General features: G+C 39.8%; 19 protein-coding genes. 8 read left to right on the plus strand and 11 right to left on the minus strand.

Annotation, left to right across the window (positions count from 1 at the left end; all coding sequences use genetic code 11):
• Positions 1-8 precede the first annotated feature (8 nt).
• Positions 9-311 (minus strand): DUF1496 domain-containing protein, encoded by a 303-nt coding sequence (locus MTF68_RS05610; protein WP_004588742.1) that lies wholly within the window; start codon positions 309-311, stop codon positions 9-11.
• A 117-nt stretch (positions 312-428) separates the two neighbouring features.
• Here MTF68_RS05610 and MTF68_RS05615 point away from each other — a divergent pair, with 117 nt between their 5' ends.
• Positions 429-662 (plus strand): TIGR02647 family protein, encoded by a 234-nt coding sequence (locus MTF68_RS05615; protein ID WP_004588741.1) that lies wholly within the window; start codon positions 429-431, stop codon positions 660-662.
• Here MTF68_RS05615 and maiA read toward each other — a convergent pair.
• Positions 659-1,288 (minus strand): maleylacetoacetate isomerase, encoded by a 630-nt coding sequence (gene maiA / locus MTF68_RS05620; RefSeq protein WP_248461938.1) that lies wholly within the window; start codon positions 1,286-1,288, stop codon positions 659-661. The two genes, MTF68_RS05615 and maiA, sit on opposite strands and share 4 nt — an antisense overlap.
• Before the next feature lie 5 nt (positions 1,289-1,293).
• Positions 1,294-2,592: a homogentisate 1,2-dioxygenase gene (hmgA, locus tag MTF68_RS05625; protein WP_248462126.1), complete on the minus strand. Its 1,299-nt coding sequence runs from the start codon at positions 2,590-2,592 to the stop codon at positions 1,294-1,296.
• A 415-nt stretch (positions 2,593-3,007) separates the two neighbouring features.
• Between hmgA and MTF68_RS05630 the strand changes: the two genes are divergently transcribed.
• Positions 3,008-3,433 (plus strand): MarR family transcriptional regulator, encoded by a 426-nt coding sequence (locus MTF68_RS05630; RefSeq protein WP_248461939.1) that lies wholly within the window; start codon positions 3,008-3,010, stop codon positions 3,431-3,433.
• A 214-nt stretch (positions 3,434-3,647) separates the two neighbouring features.
• Here the strand turns inward: MTF68_RS05630 and MTF68_RS05635 are convergent, their stop codons facing one another.
• Complete coding sequence (locus MTF68_RS05635; RefSeq protein ID WP_248461940.1) at positions 3,648-6,764, minus strand: TonB-dependent receptor; 3,117 nt, start codon at positions 6,762-6,764, stop codon at positions 3,648-3,650.
• A gap of 330 nt (positions 6,765-7,094) precedes the next feature.
• Complete coding sequence (locus MTF68_RS05640) at positions 7,095-7,940, minus strand: S1/P1 nuclease (protein WP_248461941.1); 846 nt, start codon at positions 7,938-7,940, stop codon at positions 7,095-7,097.
• A 233-nt stretch (positions 7,941-8,173) separates the two neighbouring features.
• Here MTF68_RS05640 and MTF68_RS05645 point away from each other — a divergent pair, with 233 nt between their 5' ends.
• Positions 8,174-9,055 (plus strand): hypothetical protein, encoded by an 882-nt coding sequence (locus MTF68_RS05645; protein WP_004588735.1) that lies wholly within the window; start codon positions 8,174-8,176, stop codon positions 9,053-9,055.
• Complete coding sequence (locus MTF68_RS05650) at positions 9,048-9,992, plus strand: hypothetical protein (protein ID WP_248461942.1); 945 nt, start codon at positions 9,048-9,050, stop codon at positions 9,990-9,992. Before MTF68_RS05645 ends, MTF68_RS05650 begins: the two co-directional genes overlap by 8 nt.
• A 41-nt stretch (positions 9,993-10,033) precedes the next feature.
• Here the strand turns inward: MTF68_RS05650 and ushA are convergent, their stop codons facing one another.
• Positions 10,034-11,656 carry a bifunctional UDP-sugar hydrolase/5'-nucleotidase UshA gene (ushA, locus tag MTF68_RS05655; protein ID WP_248461943.1) on the minus strand — a complete coding sequence of 541 codons (1,623 nt, stop codon included), beginning with the start codon at positions 11,654-11,656 and terminating at the stop codon, positions 10,034-10,036.
• Between the two features lie 295 nt (positions 11,657-11,951).
• Between ushA and MTF68_RS05660 the strand changes: the two genes are divergently transcribed.
• The gene (locus MTF68_RS05660; RefSeq protein WP_248461944.1) at positions 11,952-12,710 is read left to right on the plus strand and encodes a peptidylprolyl isomerase; all 759 of its coding nucleotides are present in this window, start codon (positions 11,952-11,954) and stop codon (positions 12,708-12,710) included.
• 48 nt (positions 12,711-12,758) lie between these two features.
• On the opposite strand, the gene MTF68_RS05665 is transcribed toward MTF68_RS05660, so the two are convergent.
• Positions 12,759-13,178 (minus strand): MAPEG family protein, encoded by a 420-nt coding sequence (locus MTF68_RS05665; RefSeq protein ID WP_004588731.1) that lies wholly within the window; start codon positions 13,176-13,178, stop codon positions 12,759-12,761.
• Positions 13,179-13,345: 167 nt separating this feature from the next.
• On the opposite strand from MTF68_RS05665, the gene MTF68_RS05670 reads away from it, so the two are divergent.
• Positions 13,346-16,237 carry an insulinase family protein gene (locus MTF68_RS05670; RefSeq protein WP_248461945.1) on the plus strand — a complete coding sequence of 964 codons (2,892 nt, stop codon included), beginning with the start codon at positions 13,346-13,348 and terminating at the stop codon, positions 16,235-16,237.
• Positions 16,238-16,355: 118 nt separating this feature from the next.
• On the opposite strand, the gene MTF68_RS05675 is transcribed toward MTF68_RS05670, so the two are convergent.
• Positions 16,356-17,738, minus strand: a complete 1,383-nt coding sequence (locus MTF68_RS05675) for a Na+/H+ antiporter NhaC family protein (protein ID WP_248461946.1) — start codon at positions 17,736-17,738, stop codon at positions 16,356-16,358.
• Positions 17,739-18,024: 286 nt separating this feature from the next.
• Here MTF68_RS05675 and MTF68_RS05680 point away from each other — a divergent pair, with 286 nt between their 5' ends.
• A complete protein-coding gene (locus MTF68_RS05680; protein ID WP_029771936.1) occupies positions 18,025-18,525 on the plus strand; it encodes a GNAT family N-acetyltransferase in 501 nt (166 codons plus the stop codon).
• On the opposite strand, the gene MTF68_RS05685 is transcribed toward MTF68_RS05680, so the two are convergent.
• The 3 genes from MTF68_RS05685 to MTF68_RS05695 are packed head-to-tail and all read right to left on the minus strand — an operon-like array spanning position 18,522 to position 21,948.
• Complete coding sequence (locus tag MTF68_RS05685; protein WP_024031907.1) at positions 18,522-19,130, minus strand: PqiC family protein; 609 nt, start codon at positions 19,128-19,130, stop codon at positions 18,522-18,524. The genes MTF68_RS05680 and MTF68_RS05685 overlap by 4 nt on opposite strands.
• Entirely contained in the window at positions 19,130-20,785 is a 1,656-nt protein-coding gene (pqiB, locus tag MTF68_RS05690; RefSeq protein WP_029771939.1) for an intermembrane transport protein PqiB, read from the minus strand. The genes MTF68_RS05685 and pqiB overlap by 1 nt, the downstream gene beginning before the upstream one ends.
• Positions 20,782-21,948, minus strand: a complete 1,167-nt coding sequence (locus tag MTF68_RS05695) for a paraquat-inducible protein A (RefSeq protein WP_248443958.1) — start codon at positions 21,946-21,948, stop codon at positions 20,782-20,784. Before MTF68_RS05695 ends, pqiB begins: the two co-directional genes overlap by 4 nt.
• 167 nt (positions 21,949-22,115) lie before the next feature.
• On the opposite strand from MTF68_RS05695, the gene MTF68_RS05700 reads away from it, so the two are divergent.
• Entirely contained in the window at positions 22,116-22,841 is a 726-nt protein-coding gene (locus MTF68_RS05700; protein WP_096042910.1) for a transporter substrate-binding domain-containing protein, read from the plus strand.

The following is a 22,841-nucleotide window of genomic DNA, read 5'->3' on the forward strand; positions in this document are numbered from 1 at the left end:
TTTTAGCGCTAATTGACCGTAATGGTTTTAGGCTTCGTGGGATAAACAATATTGCCTTTTTTATCTAATTTTAGCCAAATTAGCTCACTGTTATTATGTTGCGGGTTATTAGCAGCGCACACTAAGGTAAAAGAATGTACTTGCACCAGCGCGCCTTCACTATAACGTTTGTTGTCGTACCAGCAAATATCACCATTATTAATAATCTCATTAGCGTCAATAATAGAATGCGTTTTGACTGTTTTTGCATAACTGCTAGGGGCTAAAGTGAACGCAATTAAAAAAATAAATAAAACCATAATATGGCGCATGAGCGACCTCGAATTTTGATAGTTTAAAAATAGTACACACGATTAAAAAACATGCTAGGGTAAGTAATAGCGTTAAACAACACTGACTTAAACACACAATTATAAAAAGGTGAACACATGCAATTTAATCAAACAATGATAGATGAATTTACGTTATTAGCTAAATTTCCACGTGAGAGCAAAATGCAAGGGATTAAGTTACATTCGGATGCTGAACCAAATTTATTAAGCGCGGCACAAAGGTTGTTTGATAAAGGCGTGATAGACAGCCCAGATGGCGGCTATTTAACCGAACTGGGCCTTGATTTAATAGAGCACGTGAGTGTTATTCACTGCGCATTAAAAAGTTAAACTGCATCGCGCTGATTTTGCGGCGCGGCGTCACTAAAAGCGGGTAATGCATTACAACGTGCATAAATGGCTGCAATTTTTGGATACGCAGCCATATCTACATTAAAACGCAACGCATTAAATACCTGTGGCACTAAGCATATATCAGCGAGAGTGGGTGTATTGCCTACGCAAAACTCATCGTTTTCACTTAGCATCAATTCAATTTTTTCAAATCCAAGCTCTACCCAATGCCTATACCAGGCGGCTTTAGCTTGCTCGTCTACCTCCAATTCGTTGCTTAAATACTTCAGCACTCGTAAATTATTTACTGGGTGAATATCACATGCCACTGCATAGCTAATATTACGAATTTGCGCTTTTTGCCATGCAGTGCCATAAATTAACGGCGTTTGCGGATAGCTTTCATCTAACCACTCTAAAATAGCCAGTGATTGCGCTAATACGCCTTCGTCCGTTTCAAGAGCAGGAAGTAAACCTTGCACATTTTTATCTAAGTAAGGCTGCGCTAGCTGTTCAGATTTAAGTAAATTAACGAATTGCATATCATGCTCAATGCCTTTTAAATTAAGTGCTATGCGTACACGGTATGCGGCAGATGAGCGAAAGTAGCTGTATAGTTTCATTGTTATTATTCCTCGCCTGTAAAATGTTTTGTGATACTACGCCAGCACTGAGTGTAATTAGTTTGGCGCTCTTTTCCTTCAAGGGCATATTTAGTGGGCGATATTATGTAACGAGACTCGAACATAAAGGCCAACGTGTTCTCGTATTTTTGCGGTGCAAGCTCAGCGTTAGATGCTTTTTCGAATACCTCGGCTTCAGGCCCATGTGGCGACATACAATTATGCAAACTAGCGCCTCCTGGTACAAACCCGTGCTCTTTTGCATCGTAAACCCCTTCTATTAAGCCCATAAACTCACTCATAATATTGCGATGATAGTAAGGAGGTCTAAATGTATTCTCTGCCACCATCCAGCGCGGTGGAAAAATTACAAAATCTACATTTGCCATGCCTTCAGTGGCTGAAGGGGAGGTAAGTACAGTAAATATAGAAGGATCTGGGTGGTCAAAACTCACGGTATTAATAACATTAAAACGTGCTAAGTCGTATTTGTACGGTGCGCTGTTACCGGTCCAAGCAACTACATCAAAAGGCGAGTGTGTGATAGGGCAACTAAATAAATGACCGTTAAATTTAGTGACTAATTCAAAGCTACCTTCTTTATCTTCAAATGCAGCAACAGGGTATTTAAAGTCTCTGTCGTTGGCGTAGCCATTTGCCCCGACGGGGCCGCGCTCGGCAAGTTCAAATGCGTGACCATAGTTTTCACAAATGTAGCCACGTGCGGTTTCATCAATTAAATCAACCGAGAATTTAATCCCGCGAGGAATGACGGCAATTTCCCCCGGCTTTACTGTGAGCTTTCCGCATTCAGTGTGTAATAACAGTTCGCCATGCTGAGGCACAACCAACAGCTCACCATCGGCATTACAAAAATAACGCTCTTGCATAGAACTGTTAGCAACATAAACATGAATACCAATACCGGTTTGTCCATTGGCACTGCCATTTGCAGCCATTGTAATTAAGCCATCAATAAAATCAGTGGGCTGTGTGGGAATATCAATAGGGCTCCAGCGCATCATTGTAGGGGGCGTAATTGCTTCAGTTATAGGCGCTGTTCTTATTAGTGCGTTATCTATAGCGGTGTATTCACCTTGTACCACCGATGGGCGAAGGCGGTACAGCCACGTGCGACGATTAGCGGCTCGCGGGGCGGTAAAGGCCGTGCTGCTAAATTGCTCGGTGTATAAATTGTACTTCACCTTTTGTGGGGTAAATTGCCCAACAGGCAGTGCGCCGGGTAGCGCTTCGGTTTCAAACTCATTGCCAAAACCGCTCATGTAGTTTATTTCGCTGGCCATATTTAGATCCTGTGAGAGTGACATTGTTTTATCTTTCTAGGGCCTGTTTATCTTTCGAAGTTGAATTTGCAGCAGTCTGTTTGGGAATTAGGCAAGGCAGAGCCTATGCAGTGTGGTTGTTCCCCATAAATAGGCGATAACGTAGCATAAATGCCAAACAGGCGCTGCCCGAAGGGTTCTGCCTAGGGGCCATTTACTCTTTGTTGCTCGGTTTTTACTTAGCCCACTAGGTTACAAACCTCGCGCCGCGATTAAATGGCCCCTAGATTGAACAAATTTCAATCCTGAAAGGTCAACAGGCCCTAATTAGTTTAAAGTACTCTCAAGTGAGAGTAATTTCAAATGGGCGCATGTTTTAGCCTGTAAATAAAAATGCACAGTTTTCACAGTGTGTAAATGCGATGAGAAAGTAATAATGGAAATAGATCTAGAGCAGTTTTTGCCCTATCAGTTGAACCAAATGGCAAATCTTATAAGCGATGATTTTGCGCGTGTTTATCAGCAAAAATACAACTTAACCATCCCTCAATGGCGGGTGTTGGCAAACTTAGCACAATATGGCAAAAGCAATGCAAAAGATTTATGTACACAGGCCAATATGGATAAGTCAACGGTTTCGCGAGTTATAAAATCATTGCTGCAAAGAGGGTATGTAGAAGCACAACTAAATCAGCAAGATAAGCGAGTAACGCAGGTTATGTTAAATGAGCAGGGCAATGCAATTTACAAGCTCATAGCACGTGATGCACAAAATTGGGAAGGGCAATTAGCTGAAAAATTTAGTAAGCAGCAACAAGTCCAATTGCTAAATTCACTAAAAGAGCTTAAAGAGGCCTTATAAAACCAATCCGCAATAATACTTAATCATTTTGAGGGGATAAATGTGTCGCTATCTGCGTTATAAAATTTTCATTTAGAAAGCTAAATAGCAATTTTTTTACCTAGCTCATAACACATTTATCTATCATTAAAATAGATCATTTAATTAAGCTGGTTGGTAAAAAAAAGCCCATCAAAAGATGGGCTTTAATTAGTAGTTTTTTACGCTAATGCGATTAGAAAGTGTAACGAACACCTACACGCATTTGCCATAATGACGCATCAGATTGTACTGATGTATTTGCGTTGTTTTCATTAAAGCCTGAGTAAACGTAACGGCCTTGCTCATCAATCGTGGTTTTGATCATGCTAGCGCCAACGAAAGGACCTTTTTTAAGTACGCCCCAATCATCGTTTAATAGGTTAGTTAAGTTATCAATTACGAAGAACGCTTCACCTTTATGGCCATCCATAAAGCCTGGTAATTCTTGAGTAACTTTAAAGTTAAATTTAACAAACCAATCTGAGTTTTCAGCATTACGGCCAGTGATTTCACCACGCTCTAAACCGTTAGACGCGATAAAGTCGTTAAACGCGTTAATTTCATCAGCGCTCATGTCGTAAACAACGTTAGGATCGTTTTCAAGTGGTACGTAAAGTAACTGACGACTACCGTTCCAGTTGCTATCCCCGAAGTTACGATCGCTACCATCAAACGTGTAGCTGTATGGTAAGCCTTTGTATGCTTCACCGTATAGGTTAAAGCGAGTAGCAAAACCATCTACAAATTCATGAGAGTAGCCAAGCGTCATAGTAAAACGATGTGGAATTTCGTAATCAGATGATGCAACACCAGGGTTACCCGGATCCGTTAGCGCAATGTTACCGTAGTTTGAGCCAGCAACAGAGCTTGTCATTGGGTTAACATCGTCTGAATCTGTGTACGCGTAACCAAAATTAACGCTTACGCCATTATCAAACATTTTGCTTACTGCTAATGAAATAACCGATGAATCACCGCTATCGCCACTTACATTTGTAAGAAGGTACTCACCAGAGCGGCCTTCAATAGACTCGTAAAGAGGGCGACCATCAAATGTAGTTTCGCCCGAATCCTGAAGTGCGATGTCACGCATTAAGGCAGCATCTTTCTTCTTAGAGTATAAGTAATCAAGTGAAATTACATACTCGTTTTCGGTTGTGTATGTTGCACCAATTGAGTATTTCCACTCTGAAGGAATTTCAAAATCTGGGTCAACAGCGTTTGTTGCTGAATCACCCGAGCCGATAACAGTGTTAGCAACTTCATCAAACATCTCTTGCGGTACTTCAAAACCAGGCGCGCCGCCATTTACGTTTGGCGTGTTGAATAAATCAACTGGGTTGCGGAATGTACCGATGTTAGTAATACCATCGTTAGAGTAAGAGTTAGATAACCACACATTTGGGTTACCACCAGAGAATAAGCCAACACCGGCGCGTACTTCTAATTCGTCTGTTGCGTACCACTGGAAGCCAACACGTGGTTGAAGTAAATCAATACCATCGAACGTGCTTTGGTTACTAAAGCCGTAGCGGTCAGTAAAGTTTTGGTTGAAGTTAGGTACGTCATCACTTGTGTATTTATCGTAACGTAAACCAAACGTGATGTTTGCATCTAAGTCTGTAAATGCGTATTCATCTTGTACATAAAACGTATGCTGAGCGTATGAAAAGCTTGCAGCTGCATCGTCTGGATTGTTAGTCGCTGCAGCATTATTGTAGTAAACACGGTCAGCTAAGCCATCTTCAAAATCATCGATTGAATTGAAACGATATTCACCTTCAGTATGCTGTACGAATAAGTTAAATACATCTAACTCTTCAAACTCATAACCAGCAGTAATTGTGTGTTGGTCAAGGTAGTAAGTACCCGCTACTTTAAATGTAGTGGTATCGTAATCTAAATCATTTGATTGACGAGAGTCATCTGGACCAATGTAAACCGTACCACCATCTTCTGTACGAATTTGCATTTCGCCAAAGCTGCTAGCAGCATCAAGCGATTGTACCGTTGCATCTAGTTCTGATTTACCAATACGAACTTCAGTTGAAAAGTCATCTGACCAATCTGAGTAAACAGAACCAATAATTGATGTGAATTCTGCACTTTGGTCGTAAAAATGGTTAGATAATGAAACACGGCTAGAACCAGTATCAGACTGTGAAACCGTATTACCATCGTTGTAGTTATAGATTAAGTTTGCACGGTGATCTTCGTTGATGTTCCAATCTAATTTAACTAAGATTTTTTCATCTTCAACAGGCATACTTGAAGGCATACCGCCTACGTCATAACCATATACAGATTGAGCTACACTTGTAATACGAGCAATATCATCTGCAGTTACACTGCCGCTGCTTAAACCGTCGTAGTTAAACTGTTGCACACCTTCAAGTTTTTCATATGAAGTGAATAAAAATAGTTTATCTTCGATTAACGGTAAGCCAACGTTAAAGCCGTAACGTTTTTCGGTGTAGTTACCGTTATCAACGTCTTCGCCTTCAATTTCGTCGCCTTTGAATGAATCACTTGTGAAATCGTAGAAGATGCCACCGTGAACTTCATTACCACCAGATTTTGTTACCGCATTAATGTTACATGAGGTAAAACCACCGTACTGTACGTCAAATGGTGCTAGCTCAGCTGAAACTTGCTCAATTGAATCAAACGAGAAAGGGGCACGAATAGTAGGGTAACCGTTAGAGCTTAAACCAAAGTTATCGTTCATACGAACGCCATCTAGCGTTAAGCTGTTGTAACGAGGGTTACCACCACCACAGTTGATTGAACCGCGGCTATCATCAATTGTGATACGCGGGTCAATACGAATGATATCTTTTAAATCACGGTTAATAGCAGGCGTGTTTTCAAGATCAGTTAATGTAAATGTAGATGCTGGACCAGTTCCACCAGACATAGAGCTGATAGGCGCGCCAGTAACTACAATTTGCTCCATGCTTGATTGTGGCTCAAGTGAAGCATTTACTGGGTAATCGTTACCAATGTTTAGGATAATGTTATTAAATTCTTGATCAGCATAAACATCAGAATCAACGATTACCTTGTAAGGACCACCAACACGAAGGCCTTTAGCAGTAAAGTAACCTGCATCGTTTGCTTCTGTTGTTTTAACTGAGCCAGACGGTACGTGTAAAATTGTTATTTTGGTACCTGGAGCTGGGTTACCGTTTGGACCGGTAATTTGACCCTTAATCGCAGAGGTTGTTTCGTTGGCGAATGCAGCGCCACTTACACTTACACACGCAGCGATAGCAAGTGAGAGTGCTGTTTTTTGAAGTTTAGTCTTCATTTTCATTTCCCGTGAAAGTTATAATTAAATTGTTATTTTAAGTAGTATAAAGTCAGCAGTGTTGTTGAATTTATACTCTTGTAATATGCAAAATTAATTTGCACAATTTATACTTGTATACTTAACTAAATTTGGATTAATTACTTATTGTTATGTTACCGCCGTTATGTGACAGTATTATGAAATGCAAACTTTATAATTCCTTTTACAATTAATTATTTACATTTTGTAATTAATACATTTTTAGCTGTATTATTTTAGCTATACTCCAGAGAGTGTATAAACATAAATTAATTCCCGTGTGTAGGTTTTTTATTTATAGGTTGATTGTTATTTTGTCGTTATTTTTAATTTTTTATTGTCATCTGACGAATCAAATAAATAGTTCAATACACCCGCAAGCCTAACGCCTGCTTTTTGCAAACGCTGCTTTACAAGCGGATTGTATTTGAAAACATAACTATAGCTCACTTCATCACTGGTTGAGGTATAAATATCTTCGGCCAGTTTGTGAGATTCCATCAGCCAAGTAGTAGGGCTGCTGTTTAAGTATGTTTTAATTAATGCTGCATCGTCGGTATCTATAAACTTAGCGTATTCAGTGTAAGCTAAGTTTTCATTTTCTATTAATCCAGTGTCCCAAAGGCTATGCAAATTGGTTTCGTTGTCAAAAAAATCAACTTTAATTAAATTGCCGCCTCTATCTTCACTTCGCCCAGCATGAAATGGTTGATGGCTGTCGCCAACCAAGTGAACTAAAAACTTTAAAGCAAACTGTTTTTCATTAAGGGAAGAGGTAGATGACTGAAGTGTATTAATAGAGAAATAAATACCTTCTAGAATATTTGTTACATCGTCTTTGCTGTGTGTATGTGCGTGATTTAGAGAAAGTGTTTTATTTTTAGGAAGGTTTATGTAGTGCCAGCGTGAAGATTTTTTACGCCAAAATAGTTCAGGACTAGATCGCATTTCATCTGCCCAAGTAGCAATTTGAGCTAGGGATTGTCCTTCTAATAGTGGCAACAGGTTCTGCACTGTTTCGTCACTCAAATGTTGCTCTGCAATATGCCCAACAATTCGATGACCATTTTGACCCCACGCATACGCTTTAGAAGTTGTAAAAACAGCACCAATTATTAACGTTGTTGCTACGAGAGTAGCAATTTTAATGCGCATTAATGTTTCCTGCATTTATTTTTATTCACCTATTAGCTGGTGTAAACATTGTGATTGTTTTTGCTAAATATAGAAAGGAGTCAAGAGTATTCATTATTTCTTATTCATAATTGCATTAAATCAATAACTTACCTTTGATGGGTAAAATTACCTGTTGTAATAAGTAAATAATATTGTTCAAATAAAGCCTTAGGGTTGTTAGGTACATCTTATTGATGGGGTTTGGAAAGGTCATGTTACATAAACTGTCGTTTGTTACACTTTTGTTTCTGGTTATGGTTGCTGCATGGTCTGTTGGAAAGGTGAGCGTTAAAAGTGATGAAATAAATTTCCCAGAACTAATAAAAACGTCAACACAATGTTATACAACAGCCAGTGAAAACAAAAATCAGCTTATTGTATTTACGCCATCCCAAAGCGTGGCAGAGAAGCTTACAGAGTCTCTATGCCTTGATACCGTGGTAACGAAACAATACGGTTCAGTTAAAGGTTACTGGGGTGACAGTACAACGGAAAGCTTCGATTTTGTCGGCAAAGGGATTGCAGACCTCGTACTTGCAAAAAATAATATAATGGATGCCTTTAATGCAGAGCTAACTTATAACTATCAATCTGTGGTGGGCTTTTCTGATTACACCGCATTTTTTATCTCCTCAAAAGAAAAGCCACGCTTAACAAAACAATACTTTTTAGATAAGCGTATAGGCTTATTAGATTACCCTACAAGTCGCTCTGGCCATATACTTCCAAAGAAAATGTTTAAAGATTTAAATATTAACTTAGCCAATTTAGATATTACTTACGCCAGTTCGCACAGCGAGCTTCGTGACTTATTAGCTAATGGGCAGGTCGATATTATTGCGTCTTTTTGGAAAGAAAGTGATGCTGCTCGTTTTTCAAAAAATTATATAACCCCTTTAAGTAATAAAATTTCAGGTTCGCGCTGGTATCTAAAAATGCAGCAAAACAATACAGACCTTTTATGTGCTGTACAGCGTCATATTCTTGATATGTCAAAGGAGCAGACACTGAGTTATTACAAAGAGGCGCAATCGTACTGGGATTGCAGTTCAGAGCAGGTAACAGCTAAAGATGAGAGCGTTAAAAATGGATAAGTATAAATATGTTTTTTTTGGCTGCGCTGTTTTTATTATTAACTGTTTAGTGTTTTATGTGTCTGTAATTAATGAGCAGAGTGACGCTATTAAACGCCAGGTTATTGAAACCGAAAAACAAGTTGCGCTGGATTTACCGTTAATTGCGCTCTCTAATGAGCTTTTAAAGCACTCGGGTAACCAACATGCAGTGCAAGACTACTTATTAAAGCTCAACGGCTATTTAGACAATAACCTTCGCTTAGTTAAAATTGTGCCAAAATCTGCTAAACCTTTAACTTTAAAGCCAAACCAGTTTATAAGAACACTCAAGTCGAGCACTACCCATGTCTCTTTAGTGTTTGAGAAAAACGCACATTTTTGGTCAGAAAACAGGTTTTTGATTTGCTTGTTATTTTTAGTTTTGAGTATTTTATTTAGCAAATGGCTGAAGTCTATTATAGGTATGCGTGTAGATGCTAAAGGCCCATCACTAAACGCTGATACTGACTTAGGGAAACCAAAAGAGCTGGCATTGATCATTGATTTAAACACTAAAACACTCAGTAATAGTTATATGCCTGACGCTACAGTGTGTTTAGCTAACAAACCGTTATGCTTTTATTTAGCATTAATAGAGTTTTGTCGTGATAATAAAGATGTTGTGCTAAATCAAAATAAATACGTGCCAGATGAGCTTATAGAGCTTGCTAATAAGTACTTTTATAGGTTGATTGAGCTTGGGCATACTATACGCAAGCGGCCAAATTTTAATAGCAGCTTAGAAAAAACACTCAGTGAAATTCGTGCAGCCCTAGACGAAGTCTTAAACGAACACCCTGATATGAAAGACATTTATTATCCGCCTAAAGCATATGGCGAGGGCTCTCGCTCACGTTTACACAGTTACGGTTTAATAAATATTGCAAAGGGAAACATAGAAATAAAAGGAAAGTAGTCAGCTACTTTCCTTAAACATTATCTTTTAATAACGTTTTGTTATTTAGGTGCAAACTGCGCAGCTTTAAGTGGACTATTTTGCGATACAAAGGTTTTAAGTGCCTGGGCATCGGTTTCATCTGTGCTAACAAACCCTTTGAGTTTATTAATAGCAGGGTAACCATCACCACCTGATGCGTTATAGCTATTTAAACTCATACGGTAAGTTTTATTTTCATCAAGTGGCTTACCATCAATGAGTACACTGACTAATTTGCCATTTTTACGGGTAAACGCTAATTTGTGATATTGCAAATAGGCACCTGCATCCACTGGGAAGCTGGTCACTGTTTCTAAGTAGTTCCATAAATCACGCCCTTGCCAGTCCATGTAAGTAATGCGATTTTTAAACGGATGTACTTTTAAAATATCTTTATAGCTAATATCGCCAGCTTCAATAGAGCTTCTTATTCCGCCACCACTAATAAGGCCAAAGTCGGCGCCAACTACATTCATTTGTGCCTGTATAATCAAACGCGCTAAATTAGTTTGTTGGTAACGTACCTTGTTTCTATCGCCCTCTAAACGCGCATCAACACTGCCAATTTTACCTGCAATTTGTTTTGCGCCTTTTATTTGGTAACTTGCTAAAAAAGCTTCTAGGGTCGGATCGGGTTTAATGTATTCGTTGGCTAATACTTGTTTACTAGACCCATCGGCTTGAATTTCATCAACATATAAATTAACTGGCAACAATTTATAATCAAGTAGGGTGAGCTTTTCGTTTTCTAGCTTAAACTCTGCCTTACCCACATACTTGCCCCACTCATGTGCTTGCATAATCCATGTGCCGTTTTGCTGATCGGGCTTACACGCAAGACCGGGTTTAAAGTTATCGTCATTTTTATTTTTTGCTGCCATACAAACCGGCTCTTGCGAGTGACCACCAATAATCATATCTAAGGTATTAGCGGGTAAAGAGCGGGCAAGTGTGACATCGCCCGGGGCATTAATCCCAAAGTTTGCATCTACATAATGACCCATGTGAGTAAGTGCAATAGTGATATCGGGGTTGTATTGCTCATTAATTTTTTTAGCGAGAGCTGCCGTCACATCAACAGGGTCTTTAAATTCTAAATGGCCAATATATTGTGGGTTAGCTATTTTAGCGGTGTCTGTTGTGGTAAGTCCTATAACCGCAATTTTTAAGCCCCCCTTTTCAAAAATTTTATAGCCTTGAAATGCGCTTTCCCCAGTTGCTTTGTCAAAAATATTTGCAGACAGTAAAGGAAAGGTAGCCCATTGCTGCTGCTTAGCTAAAACGCTCAGTGGGTTATCAAATTCATGGTTACCAATTGCCATGGCGTCGTAACCGAGTAACGACATTCCCTTAAAATCAGGCTCTGCGTGTTGTAAGTCTGACTCAGGTATACCGGTGTTAATATCACCGCCAGAAAGCAGTAATACTGCATGGCCTTGCTGTTGAGCTTTGTTACGTAAAGCGTCAATTAACGTTTTACGCGCTGCCATACCATATTCACCTTTTTCGTTATGCCAAAAGCGCCCGTGATTATCGTTAGTATGTAATACAGTAATATACTGTGGGGCAGTGGAGGTGTTTAAAGGTGAGTTTGTACAACCTATAACAGATAAAATAACTGAAAATAAAATAATTATACGCATGAAATACCCATTTATTATGGTGTGCTTAATTTATTAGGCGGTTAGTTTAAACTAATTTAGCGATAAATAACGTACTTATTTTATACTTTTTTATATTCGAGTTTTAAAAGTAATATTAAATTATTAAATGCTTTACGCTAAGCGAATACAGCGAGTGTTATTTAAAAGAATATGTAATGAAGTGTAACTAAAAGTGTGTTAATTGTAGTTGTGCCTTCTAAATGCTTTTCCTTGGCGTATAGTGTGGATTAGAATTAACACTTAATTTAAATAACAATAACAAAAAGGACTCATAATGGAAAAGTGCCTGATTGGCTCACTACTTGCGTTTGCGTGCTTTACTAGCCAAGCCACTATTGTTGAAATGCAAACTTCGCACGGGGTGATAGAGCTTAACTTGTTTGATCAACAAGCCCCCAATACGGTTGCTAACTTTTTAAGTTATATTGAAGATGACGCATACAACCAAACCGTAATACATCGCTCAGTCAGCGACTTTGTAATACAAGGCGGTGGCTTTACATTTACCGACGAATTAGTGCCAATAACCACCAAGCCTACTGTTGTTAATGAGCCTGTTTTATCTAATGTGAAGGGCACAATCGCGATGGCTAAATTAGCCAACGATGAAAACAGCGCAACGAGCCAGTGGTTTTTTAATATGGTTGATAATAGCGAAGCGCTTGATACCCAAAATGGCGGTTTTACCGTATTTGGGCAAATTACAGCGCAAAGCCAAGCTACGCTCGATAATATTGCTGGATTGGTACACTGCGGCGATATCCCATTGGTTGATATAACCAGTGAACAATGCTCAAGTAGCGATGTCGCTCTGAGCAGCGCTAACTTTGTAACTATTAATAGTGTGGTGGTATTAGATGACGACCCGCTTTCATCTGCCAACTTAAACCCAACAGCCAATACATTAATAAGCCAGGACGATTCATCAGCAGAGGCTGGCTCATCAAGCAGTTCGGGTGGGAGTATGGGTGTTGGTTTTTGCTTAATTGCACTGCTTGGTGTGGGTAAACGCTTAAAACGCGCTAAATACTAATTAAGTGTTAAACAGTAAATAAAAAAGCGGCTAATTAAGCCGCTTTTACTAAAATGCTAAAATTCGCCAAACAATCGCGAGCCATAAAGCAAACACACTGGCGCAGCCTAGTAAAAAAACATTAAAGCGCATTCTTACATTATTACTGCCAATATGAACAACCGTATGCACAATACGCGAAATAACAAATAAGCACGCAAGCGCAGTAATTAAGTAGCTAGCGCTGTTAAGTTGCAATGCAACAATACAACCGATATAAAAAAGCACTGGTATTTCAAACTGATTTGTAAAGTTTCTATCTGCTACGCGTACGGTATCGCCTGCGTTATCAAGGCGCATGGTTTTAAAATCGCTCAACTGTAGTTGTTTGTTTTTTGCAGCAGCAAAGCGTCGCTTGCCCATAATTAACATTACAACGAGCGATAACGTTACTTGTGCAAACATGGCGAGTATTATTATTTTTTCCATCCTATTTCCTTCGTTATTATTTTCTGACTTTAAGTATGCAGGTGTTTTTCACAATGTGTTACATAAATTAGTATTATTTTGTGGTAAACCCTTAATTGTTAGTGTTAATTTAGCTCTATTACGTTGTTTTGAGCGCATCCTAAGCGCAATTTTAATGGAAAAACAAAATGAAAAAAATTCTTGGTTTTAGCGTCATCGCTTTAGCAGTTTTAAGTGGCTGTACTAATACATCATCTACCTCATCGGTTGCTAGTTCTTCGCAAAGCTCCTTACTCTCAGACACATTAGTTGTTAGCCCAAATGATACGCGCGAATATAAAACCCTTACCCTCGAAAACGAAATAGAAGTCATTTTAGTCTCTGATCCAAGCGCTGAAAAATCAGCAGCATCGCTAAGTGTAGGCGTAGGCTTACTACACGACCCTATGATGCAGCAAGGTATGGCACATTACTTAGAGCATATGCTTTTTTTAGGCACAGAGCGCTACCCCGATACAAAAGGCTACTCTGACTTTATGACCAAAAATGGCGGGGTAAATAATGCGTATACCTGGCTCGATATTACAAACTACATGTTTAAAATTAATAACGATGCCTTTGATGAAGCGCTAGACCGTTTTGCTGATTTTTTTAAAGCCCCCAAGCTGTACCCTGAATATGCAGATAAAGAAAAAAACGCTGTAAATGCCGAGTGGTCAATGCGCCGCGAAATGGACTTTTTTGGTCAGTTTAAACTTGCCCGTAAAATGATGGGCGATCACCCGGCAAATCGCTTTTTAATTGGTAACCTAGAAACGCTAGGAGACAAAGAAGGCAGCCAATTACACAAAGAAACGGTCGACTTTTACAATAAATACTATTCATCTAACATCATGAAAGTAGCGCTTATTTCAAACTTGCCAATTGAGCAAATGGAGCAAAAAGCAAAAACTTATTTTGCCGATATCGAAAATAAACACATTGAAAAGCCAACCGTTACCGCAGAGCTTGATTTTGATAAAGCCGGTGGCAAAAAAGTATATTACTCACCTAATGAAGACGTAAAACAGCTGCAACTTGAGTTTACTATTAATAACAACAGCCGCGACTTTGCGGTTAAACCTAACCGTTATGTCAGTTATTTATTAAGTAATGAAATGCCAGGTAGCCCGGCACAATTACTACGCGACAAAGGCTGGGTATCGCAATTAACAGCGTCTCCTTCTCCTAGTCAGTACGGCAATTACGGCGCGCTTACAATTTCGCTAGAATTAACCGATGAAGGCATGAAAAACCGCGAAACAATTGTCGCAACTATTATGCAATACATTGAACTGATTAAAAAAGAAGGTGTAGATGCTAAGTACTTTAATGAAATTCGTACATCACTTAGCAATCAATTTAAGTTTTTAGAAAAAGGCGATGAGTTTAGCTATGTCAGCTCGCTAACTGGTAGCATGCAAGATTACCCATTAAATCATGCCATTGATGCGCCTTACTATTATGCCAAATTTGACGCAGAGGCGATAAACGAGGTACTTAAACAATTAAATGCCGATACGCTGCGCGTTTGGTATATTTCGCAACAAGAAGAAACCGACTCGCAACTGCATTTTTATGATGGTAAATACCGCATAGAAGATATTAGCGATGCCGAAATTGCCAGTTGGAAAACATCAAGCGAGTTTAAGCTTGCTTTACCAAGTGTAAATAACTTACTACCTGAAAGCTTCGCGATTAAAACAGCTGAGTTTAAAGAGCAAAAACACCCTGAACTGGCTTACGATAAAAACGGCGTAAAAGTATGGCGCCAAGCAAGCCAAAAATTTGCTGCCCAGCCAAAGGGGTTAGTTGAGGTATATATTAATACCCAGCCAGGCTTAAATGATATTAATGCTGAAGTACTTTACTCAGTATGGGCCGACTTATATAACATTCAACAAAGCCAACTAAGCACCGAAGCCGCCATTGCCGGCATGAGTGTAAACCTTGCGCCAAGTAATGGTTTAGTTTTATCAATGAGTGGCTTTACCGATAAGCAAGATGTACTTTTAAAACAAGCACTAAGCGGGTTAAAAGCCGACGTAACGGCACAAGCATTTACCCAAGCCATTGATCGCTACAAACGTGGCTTGTTAAATCAGCAAAAGCAATTTCCGTATGCACAAGCATTTGGCGCCTACTCAAAACTTATCCGCACAGGCAGTTTTGATACAGAGGCACTGATAAAAGCGGCAGAATCGTTAAGCGTTGCCGATTTAAACAAGCTAAAAACAGCCACATTTGCCGCCAACGATTTACGTGTATTTAGCTACGGTAATTACAATCAACAAGATATAGAATCGATAGCCACTGAGCTAAGTGCCACTTTACCAAGCAATCATACATCGAGTGAGTTTGCGCGCAGTAAAGCATGGTTACCACAGCCAGGCGAAACGCGAGTATTGCAAAAAGATATTGATGTTGCCGATGTGGCAGTAGTTGATATGACTGTTCACCCAGTGCCAGGGTATAAACAAAAAGCGCAAGCCGCGGTGTTACAAAGCCACTTTAGAACCATTGCATTTGATAAAATGCGTACCGAAGAGCAGCTTGCATACGCGGTAGGTGCGCTGGCTCGCCCAATAGAGGATTACTCGGCAATTGGCTTGTTTATTCAAACACCTGTTAAAGGGCCAAAAGAAATACAGGCACGTTTTGATCAATTCAAAAAAGAGTACGCGGTAGAGCTTGATAATATGAGCTTAGATACTTTTGCTCAACTTAAAAATGCCACGCTTGTATCACTAAAAGAGCAGCCTAAAAACCTAAGCGATGAAATGGGGCCACTTATTACCGATTGGTATCGTGAAAACTTTAAGTTTGACTCTAAGCAAAAGCTAATTGATGAAGTTGAAAAAGTAACGCTTGAGGATATTAAGCAGTACTACAAACAAACTATGTTAAACCCACAAGCCGCACGTTTAAATGTGCAGTTACGTGGTACTAAGTTTGTAGAAAGCGACTTTGCTGATTTACCAAATCAAACCAAAATTCAATCGCTTGAAACCTATTACAATGGTATTAAATTACAAAAATAAGCTATATATATTTATACAGCTAAAAGAATACCAATCCGCTTAATTAAGTATTATTGTGGATTGGTAAAACACCCCAGTGTAGTACTACATTGGGGTTTTTTATTTATATTAACTTAATTTATGCCATAACAATAAAGCCGACAACGGCAAGTGCCGCGGCAACTAATGTATAAGGCAGTTGCGTTACTGCATGGCTCATTAAATTACAGCCAGAGCCTTGTGCTGCAAGTACGGTAGAGTCTGAGTAAAAACAGGCTTGGCTTCCAAATGATGAGGCCGATAACAACGCGCCAATAACCAGTGGAATATTTGCATCAACGGCAGTTGCCAGTGGCATAACTATTGGGATCGACACAGCAAAAATACCCCAACTAGAGCCTGTAGCAAACGCTAACACCGCCATAGCAATAAATACCACCGCCGGTAAGTATTGGGCAGTCATGTACGGGCTCAAACTACCGATCACAAACTGCGCTAAGCCAATTAAGTCGCACACATCTTTAAATATAAATGCGGCTATTACAGTGCCAATAGCCGGTATCATGCTTTTAAAGCCATCAAGCATGCGCTCTATCATTTCGCTAAAGCTCATTAATTTTTGTAGTGCATAAAAAGGAAGCGTTACCGCCATAGTTGCTAATAAGCCTTTATATACATCTATTTCAAAGTAAACTGTAAAGGCTACTAGTAAAATTATAGGCAGTAAAAAGTTGTGTAATTTTCCTTTAGGGTCTGCATCTTCAAAGCTTTCTTCTACTGCTTTTACAGCGTATTCGTCGGCTGTTTGAATATCACTAAATTGCGCAGGGTCTACAGTGGCTTGCTCAACTTGCGCTAACCTTTCGGCTTTTTTCATAGGCCCAATAGCAGGTATAACACCCAGTACCACTAACAAAACCACCAATACTGCAAACCAGGCGTAAAACATATAAGGAATGGCTTGAATATAAACCGCAATGCCTTTGCCTTCCTCGGCAATGCCGTTATCGACTAACAAGCCACCAAAAAATACCGCCCAAGTCGATAAAGGGACAAGTACGCAAATAGGTGCCGCTGTTGAATCTACAACGTAGGCTAGCATTTCTCGGCTTACTTTAAATTTATCGGTAATGCGTTTCATTGTTTCACCAACGGTAAGCGCATTTAAATAGTCATCAATAAAAATAACCACACCTAAACAAAAGGTCATAAATAAAGAAGAGCGTTTACCTTTAGTGTATTTTAGCGCTAATTTGCCAAACGCCGACGCACCGCCAGTGCGCACTAATAAAGTGATTAAAGCGCCAAAGCTTCCGCACACGAGTATTAACCAACCTATGGTTTCGTCGGTCATTACTTTAAGTGACGTGTTGGCAAAGTTAGCAAGCACCTGAGCTGGGTCGGCTATTACTAGGCCAACTAAAGCGCCAATAAGTAAAGATAAAATAGGGCGGCGTAAAACAACAGCCAATACCACAACCACCGCTGGTGGCAGTAAACTTAATGCAGAAGGTTCAAGCATTTAAAGATTCACAAAATTAAAAGCATATTTAAATAATAAATTGCTTAACAAAAACAAAGCAGGTAATAGTTATTACGTGCCAAGTCACTGCTTTTGCCGCGTAGGGTGCTTTGCTGTTATGTTAAATTAATAGCGAAAGGGAAACGCGTTGGCTTTGGCGCCAGACGGTGCAAGAGAAGCATGCCGCTATTGTTGTGCCTGTAAAAACATCGGCGCAAAAATAATCGGGTTTTGTATTTCAGTCAATAAAAATTTACGTACCAAATAACTTTTTATAGGAGATAACGTGGAGGCCGTATTTAAAACCCAACGTTTATTATTGCGCTATGCAAATGAGCACGATGCAGCCATGTTACTTACTTTGGTGAATCAGCCAAATTTTATAAAATATATTGGCGATAAAGCCATTTATACGCACAGCGATGCCAAGCGCTACATTGAGCAATCGTTTAGGGCATCCCATAAACACCAAGGGTTTGGCCCTTATATTATTACTTTACACAATGGTGAAGTAGTAGGAGTTGTGGGTTTTTATAAACGCGACGTACTGCAACTGCCAGATTTAGGTTTTGCCTTGCTAACCCGTTATGAGAAAAACGGTTATATTTTTGAAGCGGCCAAAGCGCTATTACAAAATAGGCACACACTTGGGATAAAGCAGGTCAGTGCTATCTGCGCAGCTAATAATACCGCATCTCAGTGTGTATTATTAAAGTTAGGTTTTAATAGGGTAGGCAAGGCGGTTATTAATAATGATAAAACCGCCGTAATTATATATGGTTATTAAAGTCGCGCTTGCTCTATGGCTTTTGCTACGCTTAGGTTTATGTTTTGCCAAGTTTGCTCAAGGGTAGCCACTAAGCCATCGTAACCATCATCTTCTATTGGAACTACATGCGAAAAATTATGCACACTAATCAGGCGTCGGCCAGTTTCTGGGTGGGTGTAATATAAGCGCCAAAGACCAGAAATATCAGCATTGCCTTGCATATCACCATTAAAGTGGTGCACTTCATACTCAAGCTCGTAAAACGTTTGCTGATCAAGCTCGGTAATTACCGGTAAGCCCTTAATGACCATCCAATTAGGCATTGCATTAAAAAGGGTTTGTTGCGCTGTAGCGGTGAGCATCACATCGGGCGATTCACCCCATAGGTTGTAATTTGCCGCATGAATTTGGTTGCTATCAATTTTCATTGCTATGCCCAAATTATTTAAAGCGCCTCTAAGGGCCACGGTTTGCACTCTTAATTGGGCATCAGTTTCTTTTACATGGCGTGATGATGAAGCAATGGGTTGTTCAAACTGATAATACTGCGTTGCGGTTTGAATTGACGCACTGCACCCTGCAAGGGTAATTAACACGGTTATGGCTAAAAATAAGTGTTTCATTATTGCTTCCTTGGTTGTGGATCAGCAGGGAGTGCTTTATCAAAAATAAACATATTAGGTTGTTCGTTTAAACCCCGTGTAAGCGGCTGAATTTCTTCACTTAAGCGTTTAAATTCAAGCAAGGTTTGCTGTAATTGATGATGAAACTCAGAGCCGGCCTGATAACTTGCCATGGTTTTATCAAATTGACGCATGGTCACTTCAAACTGCTCCATACTTTTGGTCATTTTATCAAAGTTACGGTTAAAGTCGCCGGGTAAGTTTTGGGTGTCTTTTTGGCTTAATAACGCACGCATTTCGTTAGCAAGCGCTTGGTAGTCGCTAAATGTAGCCTGCATTTGCGCTAGGCTGTCTTCAATTTTTAAATCGTTTACCTTGTTAAGCACATCCGAGACCTGATCGGCAAGCACCGTAATGCCGCTAGAAATACTCGGAAATACATCATACTGGGCAAGCTTTGCTAAATGCGCTTTTGGTGCGTCGGGGTATATATCAAAATCTACATACACTGCGCCAGTTAAAAGGTTGCCAGGTTTTAAAGAAGCGCGCATACCATTTTTTATCCAGCCGGTTAGGCTACTTTGCCAAAACTCTTTGGCCGCTGCGCTATCGTGATATAAACGGCCATACTCTATTTTAATCAGTACCGGCACCGCCGTATTATGGTTTTTAAAATGTGCAGGTTTACCATTAACAATAACGTTAGCGGGGGCTTCTACCACGGTACCAATTCGGGTGCCGCGATATTCCACAGGCGCGCCGGGTCTTAGGCCACGTATAGATTGTTCAAAATCAATAATGTAGTAATCAAAGTCGTAAAAGCGCTCTTCTAGTGCTTCTTTGTAGCTTTGGCTTAGCGAAAAATTGTGGCCGTCTTGGGCTAAGTCGCCTGGGGCTTGTTGCTCTGGTAAGCCAACCGAAATACCGCCTTTGAGGAGTTTACTTAATGAGCCGGTACTTATATTAATACCATCGGCCGACAAATCTATTTCAATGCCGGCATTAACCCAAAATATAGAGTTTAATGTTATGAGGTTTTGATACGGCTCGTTAATAAAAATACCGTACTTCATTGCTTGGTTTTTCCAGTCAAAAGTAGCGGTTTCTATTTGGCCTATTTTGTAGTTTTTAAAAAATATCCCAGTGCTGACCTCTAGCACTTCAGCGTTGTAGCTGAGTAACTGAAAACGCCCACCTTTTACATCTTTACCAATAAGGGCTGGCTCGTCTTGTAATACAAAACGCTCTTTTAGTTTTTTACTCTCCCCCGGTGAAAACTCTAAATAAACACCCGACAAAAGCGTACTCATACCACTAATGCCAGTTTCGTCTATACGAGGTTTAACAACCCAAATTTTGGCATCGTCGGTGAGGAGCTCATTATAGTTTTTGTCTATTTGTGCGCGGGCAATAACGCTATCTTGCGAGTCAGAAAGGCGTATAGCATCAATTTGACCAATTTTAACACTGCGCACTTTTATTTCTGTTTTACCTGCAATAATGCCTTCTGCGTGGGGCATTTTTATATAAATAGTAGGGCCTACATTTGCTTGGTATTGATACAACATCCATATACCAACTAATAAGGCTATCAGTGGAATAATCCAAATAGCAGAAATTTTTGGTTTTGTTGTTACATTAGCCGTTTCGGTCATGCTTTATTCTCTGAATGTTTGTTTTTTGGTGTATCCCACAACAAGCGCGGATCAAACGCATGTGCAGCCATCATTTGGCATATTACCATAACAGTAAAAAATACAATGCCTAGCCCTGGGGTAATTGACATTAAGTTGCCTAGTTGCACTAAGGCAACGAGTATAGCAACAACAAATACATCGATCATTGACCATTTGCCAATAAATTCAGTAAGTTGATAAATTTTAGTATAGCCTTTTGTGTGCTTGTTAGCAGGTTTTGCCACCATAATGCATAAAAAGCTAAGCACAAAGGCTTTGGCCAGTGGCACCACTACGCTGGCCAAAAATATAATGGCAGCAATGGGGTAGGAGCCACTTTTCCAAAGTGTCAGTACGCCGCCAATTAAGGTTGACGGTGACACATCACCCAGGCTGGTGGTGTGCATTATTGGTAATAGATTTGCAGGTATGTAACACAGCACAGAGGTCACTAACCAAGCCGTTGCTTTTTGAACACTGTTGGGGTTTCTTACATGGGTTTGAGTGTGACAACGCGGGCAAACACTACTTTTACACAGTTGATGGCATACGTGGCAAGCTTTAATGTTTTGATCAATAGCGCGCTTGGCATGTGCTGCGTCTTCAAGTGTTGTTGCTGGTTTAATATGTGCCCATAAGCGCGGCTTATTTAAATGGGCAAGCGCCGCAATATACATAATAACAAAGCCAATATATGCCCAAAAGCTGGTGCCAAAACTAATGTCGGCAAGCGACATAATTTTAACCATGCTTACTAACACGCCAATTAAAAATATTTCAGACATGATCCACGGCTCAAGGGCCAAGGTAAACTTGAGCAATCGCCTAGCGATGGCCTCAGGCAAGGATTGCAAAAGCCCAAGATGCATAGGAATAAGGATGATAAGTAAGCTCATTGGCAGCGCAATAATGCTTAAATCAATAAATAAGCCAAGTAACTCACTGTCGTAATTAAATAAAATTCGGGCAGCATCGGGCAGGGTGATGGTTTGCGTTATGCCGCTGCTACTAAAAGAAATAAACGGGTAAAACATGCTGCTTAATAGCATTAGTAATGAGCCAATACTTAGCGCAACCACTTTACTGTCGTTGTTTACATCGCCTTCGCACAACTTATGGTGACAATGCGGGCACACTGCCATTTGCTTATCGGCTATTGCGGGTATATCAATTATTAGGTCGCAGCACGGGCAAATTGTTTGCAAGTTATAACCATCAAAGAAGAATGTTTACGCAATTTTGCTATATTTAAGTTATTAATACAACGCGATTCATCATTAAGCGCAATAACAATATGTTAAGGATAGATGTGAGGCTGTTATTACTTTGCTTTATTAGCTGTTTTTTTATAAGCCCGCCAGTGTCTGCCGCTTGGCAAAAACAGCCAATTGTGATTGCTGCCAGTGCGACTATTCCTCCCTATGTAATAGAAAAAACAGATACGGGTATACAACTTAATATAATTAAAGCGGCACTTATTGAGCAAGGCTTAGATAATATTGTGGTTATTTACATGTCTAACAAGCGCGCCGAGCAGCAACTACATAGCGGTAATGTGGATATACTGCTTAATTACGCAGGAAAGCGCGGCGCAGGTATTTACCCTAGTCAGCCAGTATTGAGTTATAAAAATGTGGCGGTATCACTTAAAAAGCGCAACTTTACTATTGAGACTATAAAAGAGCTAAACAATAAAAGTGTATTAGGATTTCAACATGCAACAGCTTATTTACCGCCCCCATTTGCAAAAGGGGTTGCTCAGTTTGCAAGTTATGAAGAAGTAGTCAATCAGCGTGCGCAAGTCGATAGGCTAATGAAAGACTGGGTGGATGTAATTATCCTCGATGAGCGCATATTTCATTACTATAACAATGACTATACGCACTCATTACCCGTTAATATTCACCCAATTTTTCCAAAAGCCCCACGCCCTGCTTATTTTAACAACGCAGTGCTGCAAAAAACATTTGATAAAGGCCTGCTAACTATAAAAGCAAAGGGAAAATATCAACAAATAATGAGTGGTTACCACTAA

Source organism: Pseudoalteromonas sp. 2CM37A (assembly GCF_023161885.1).
Lineage (GTDB): Bacteria > Pseudomonadota > Gammaproteobacteria > Enterobacterales > Alteromonadaceae > Pseudoalteromonas > Pseudoalteromonas atlantica.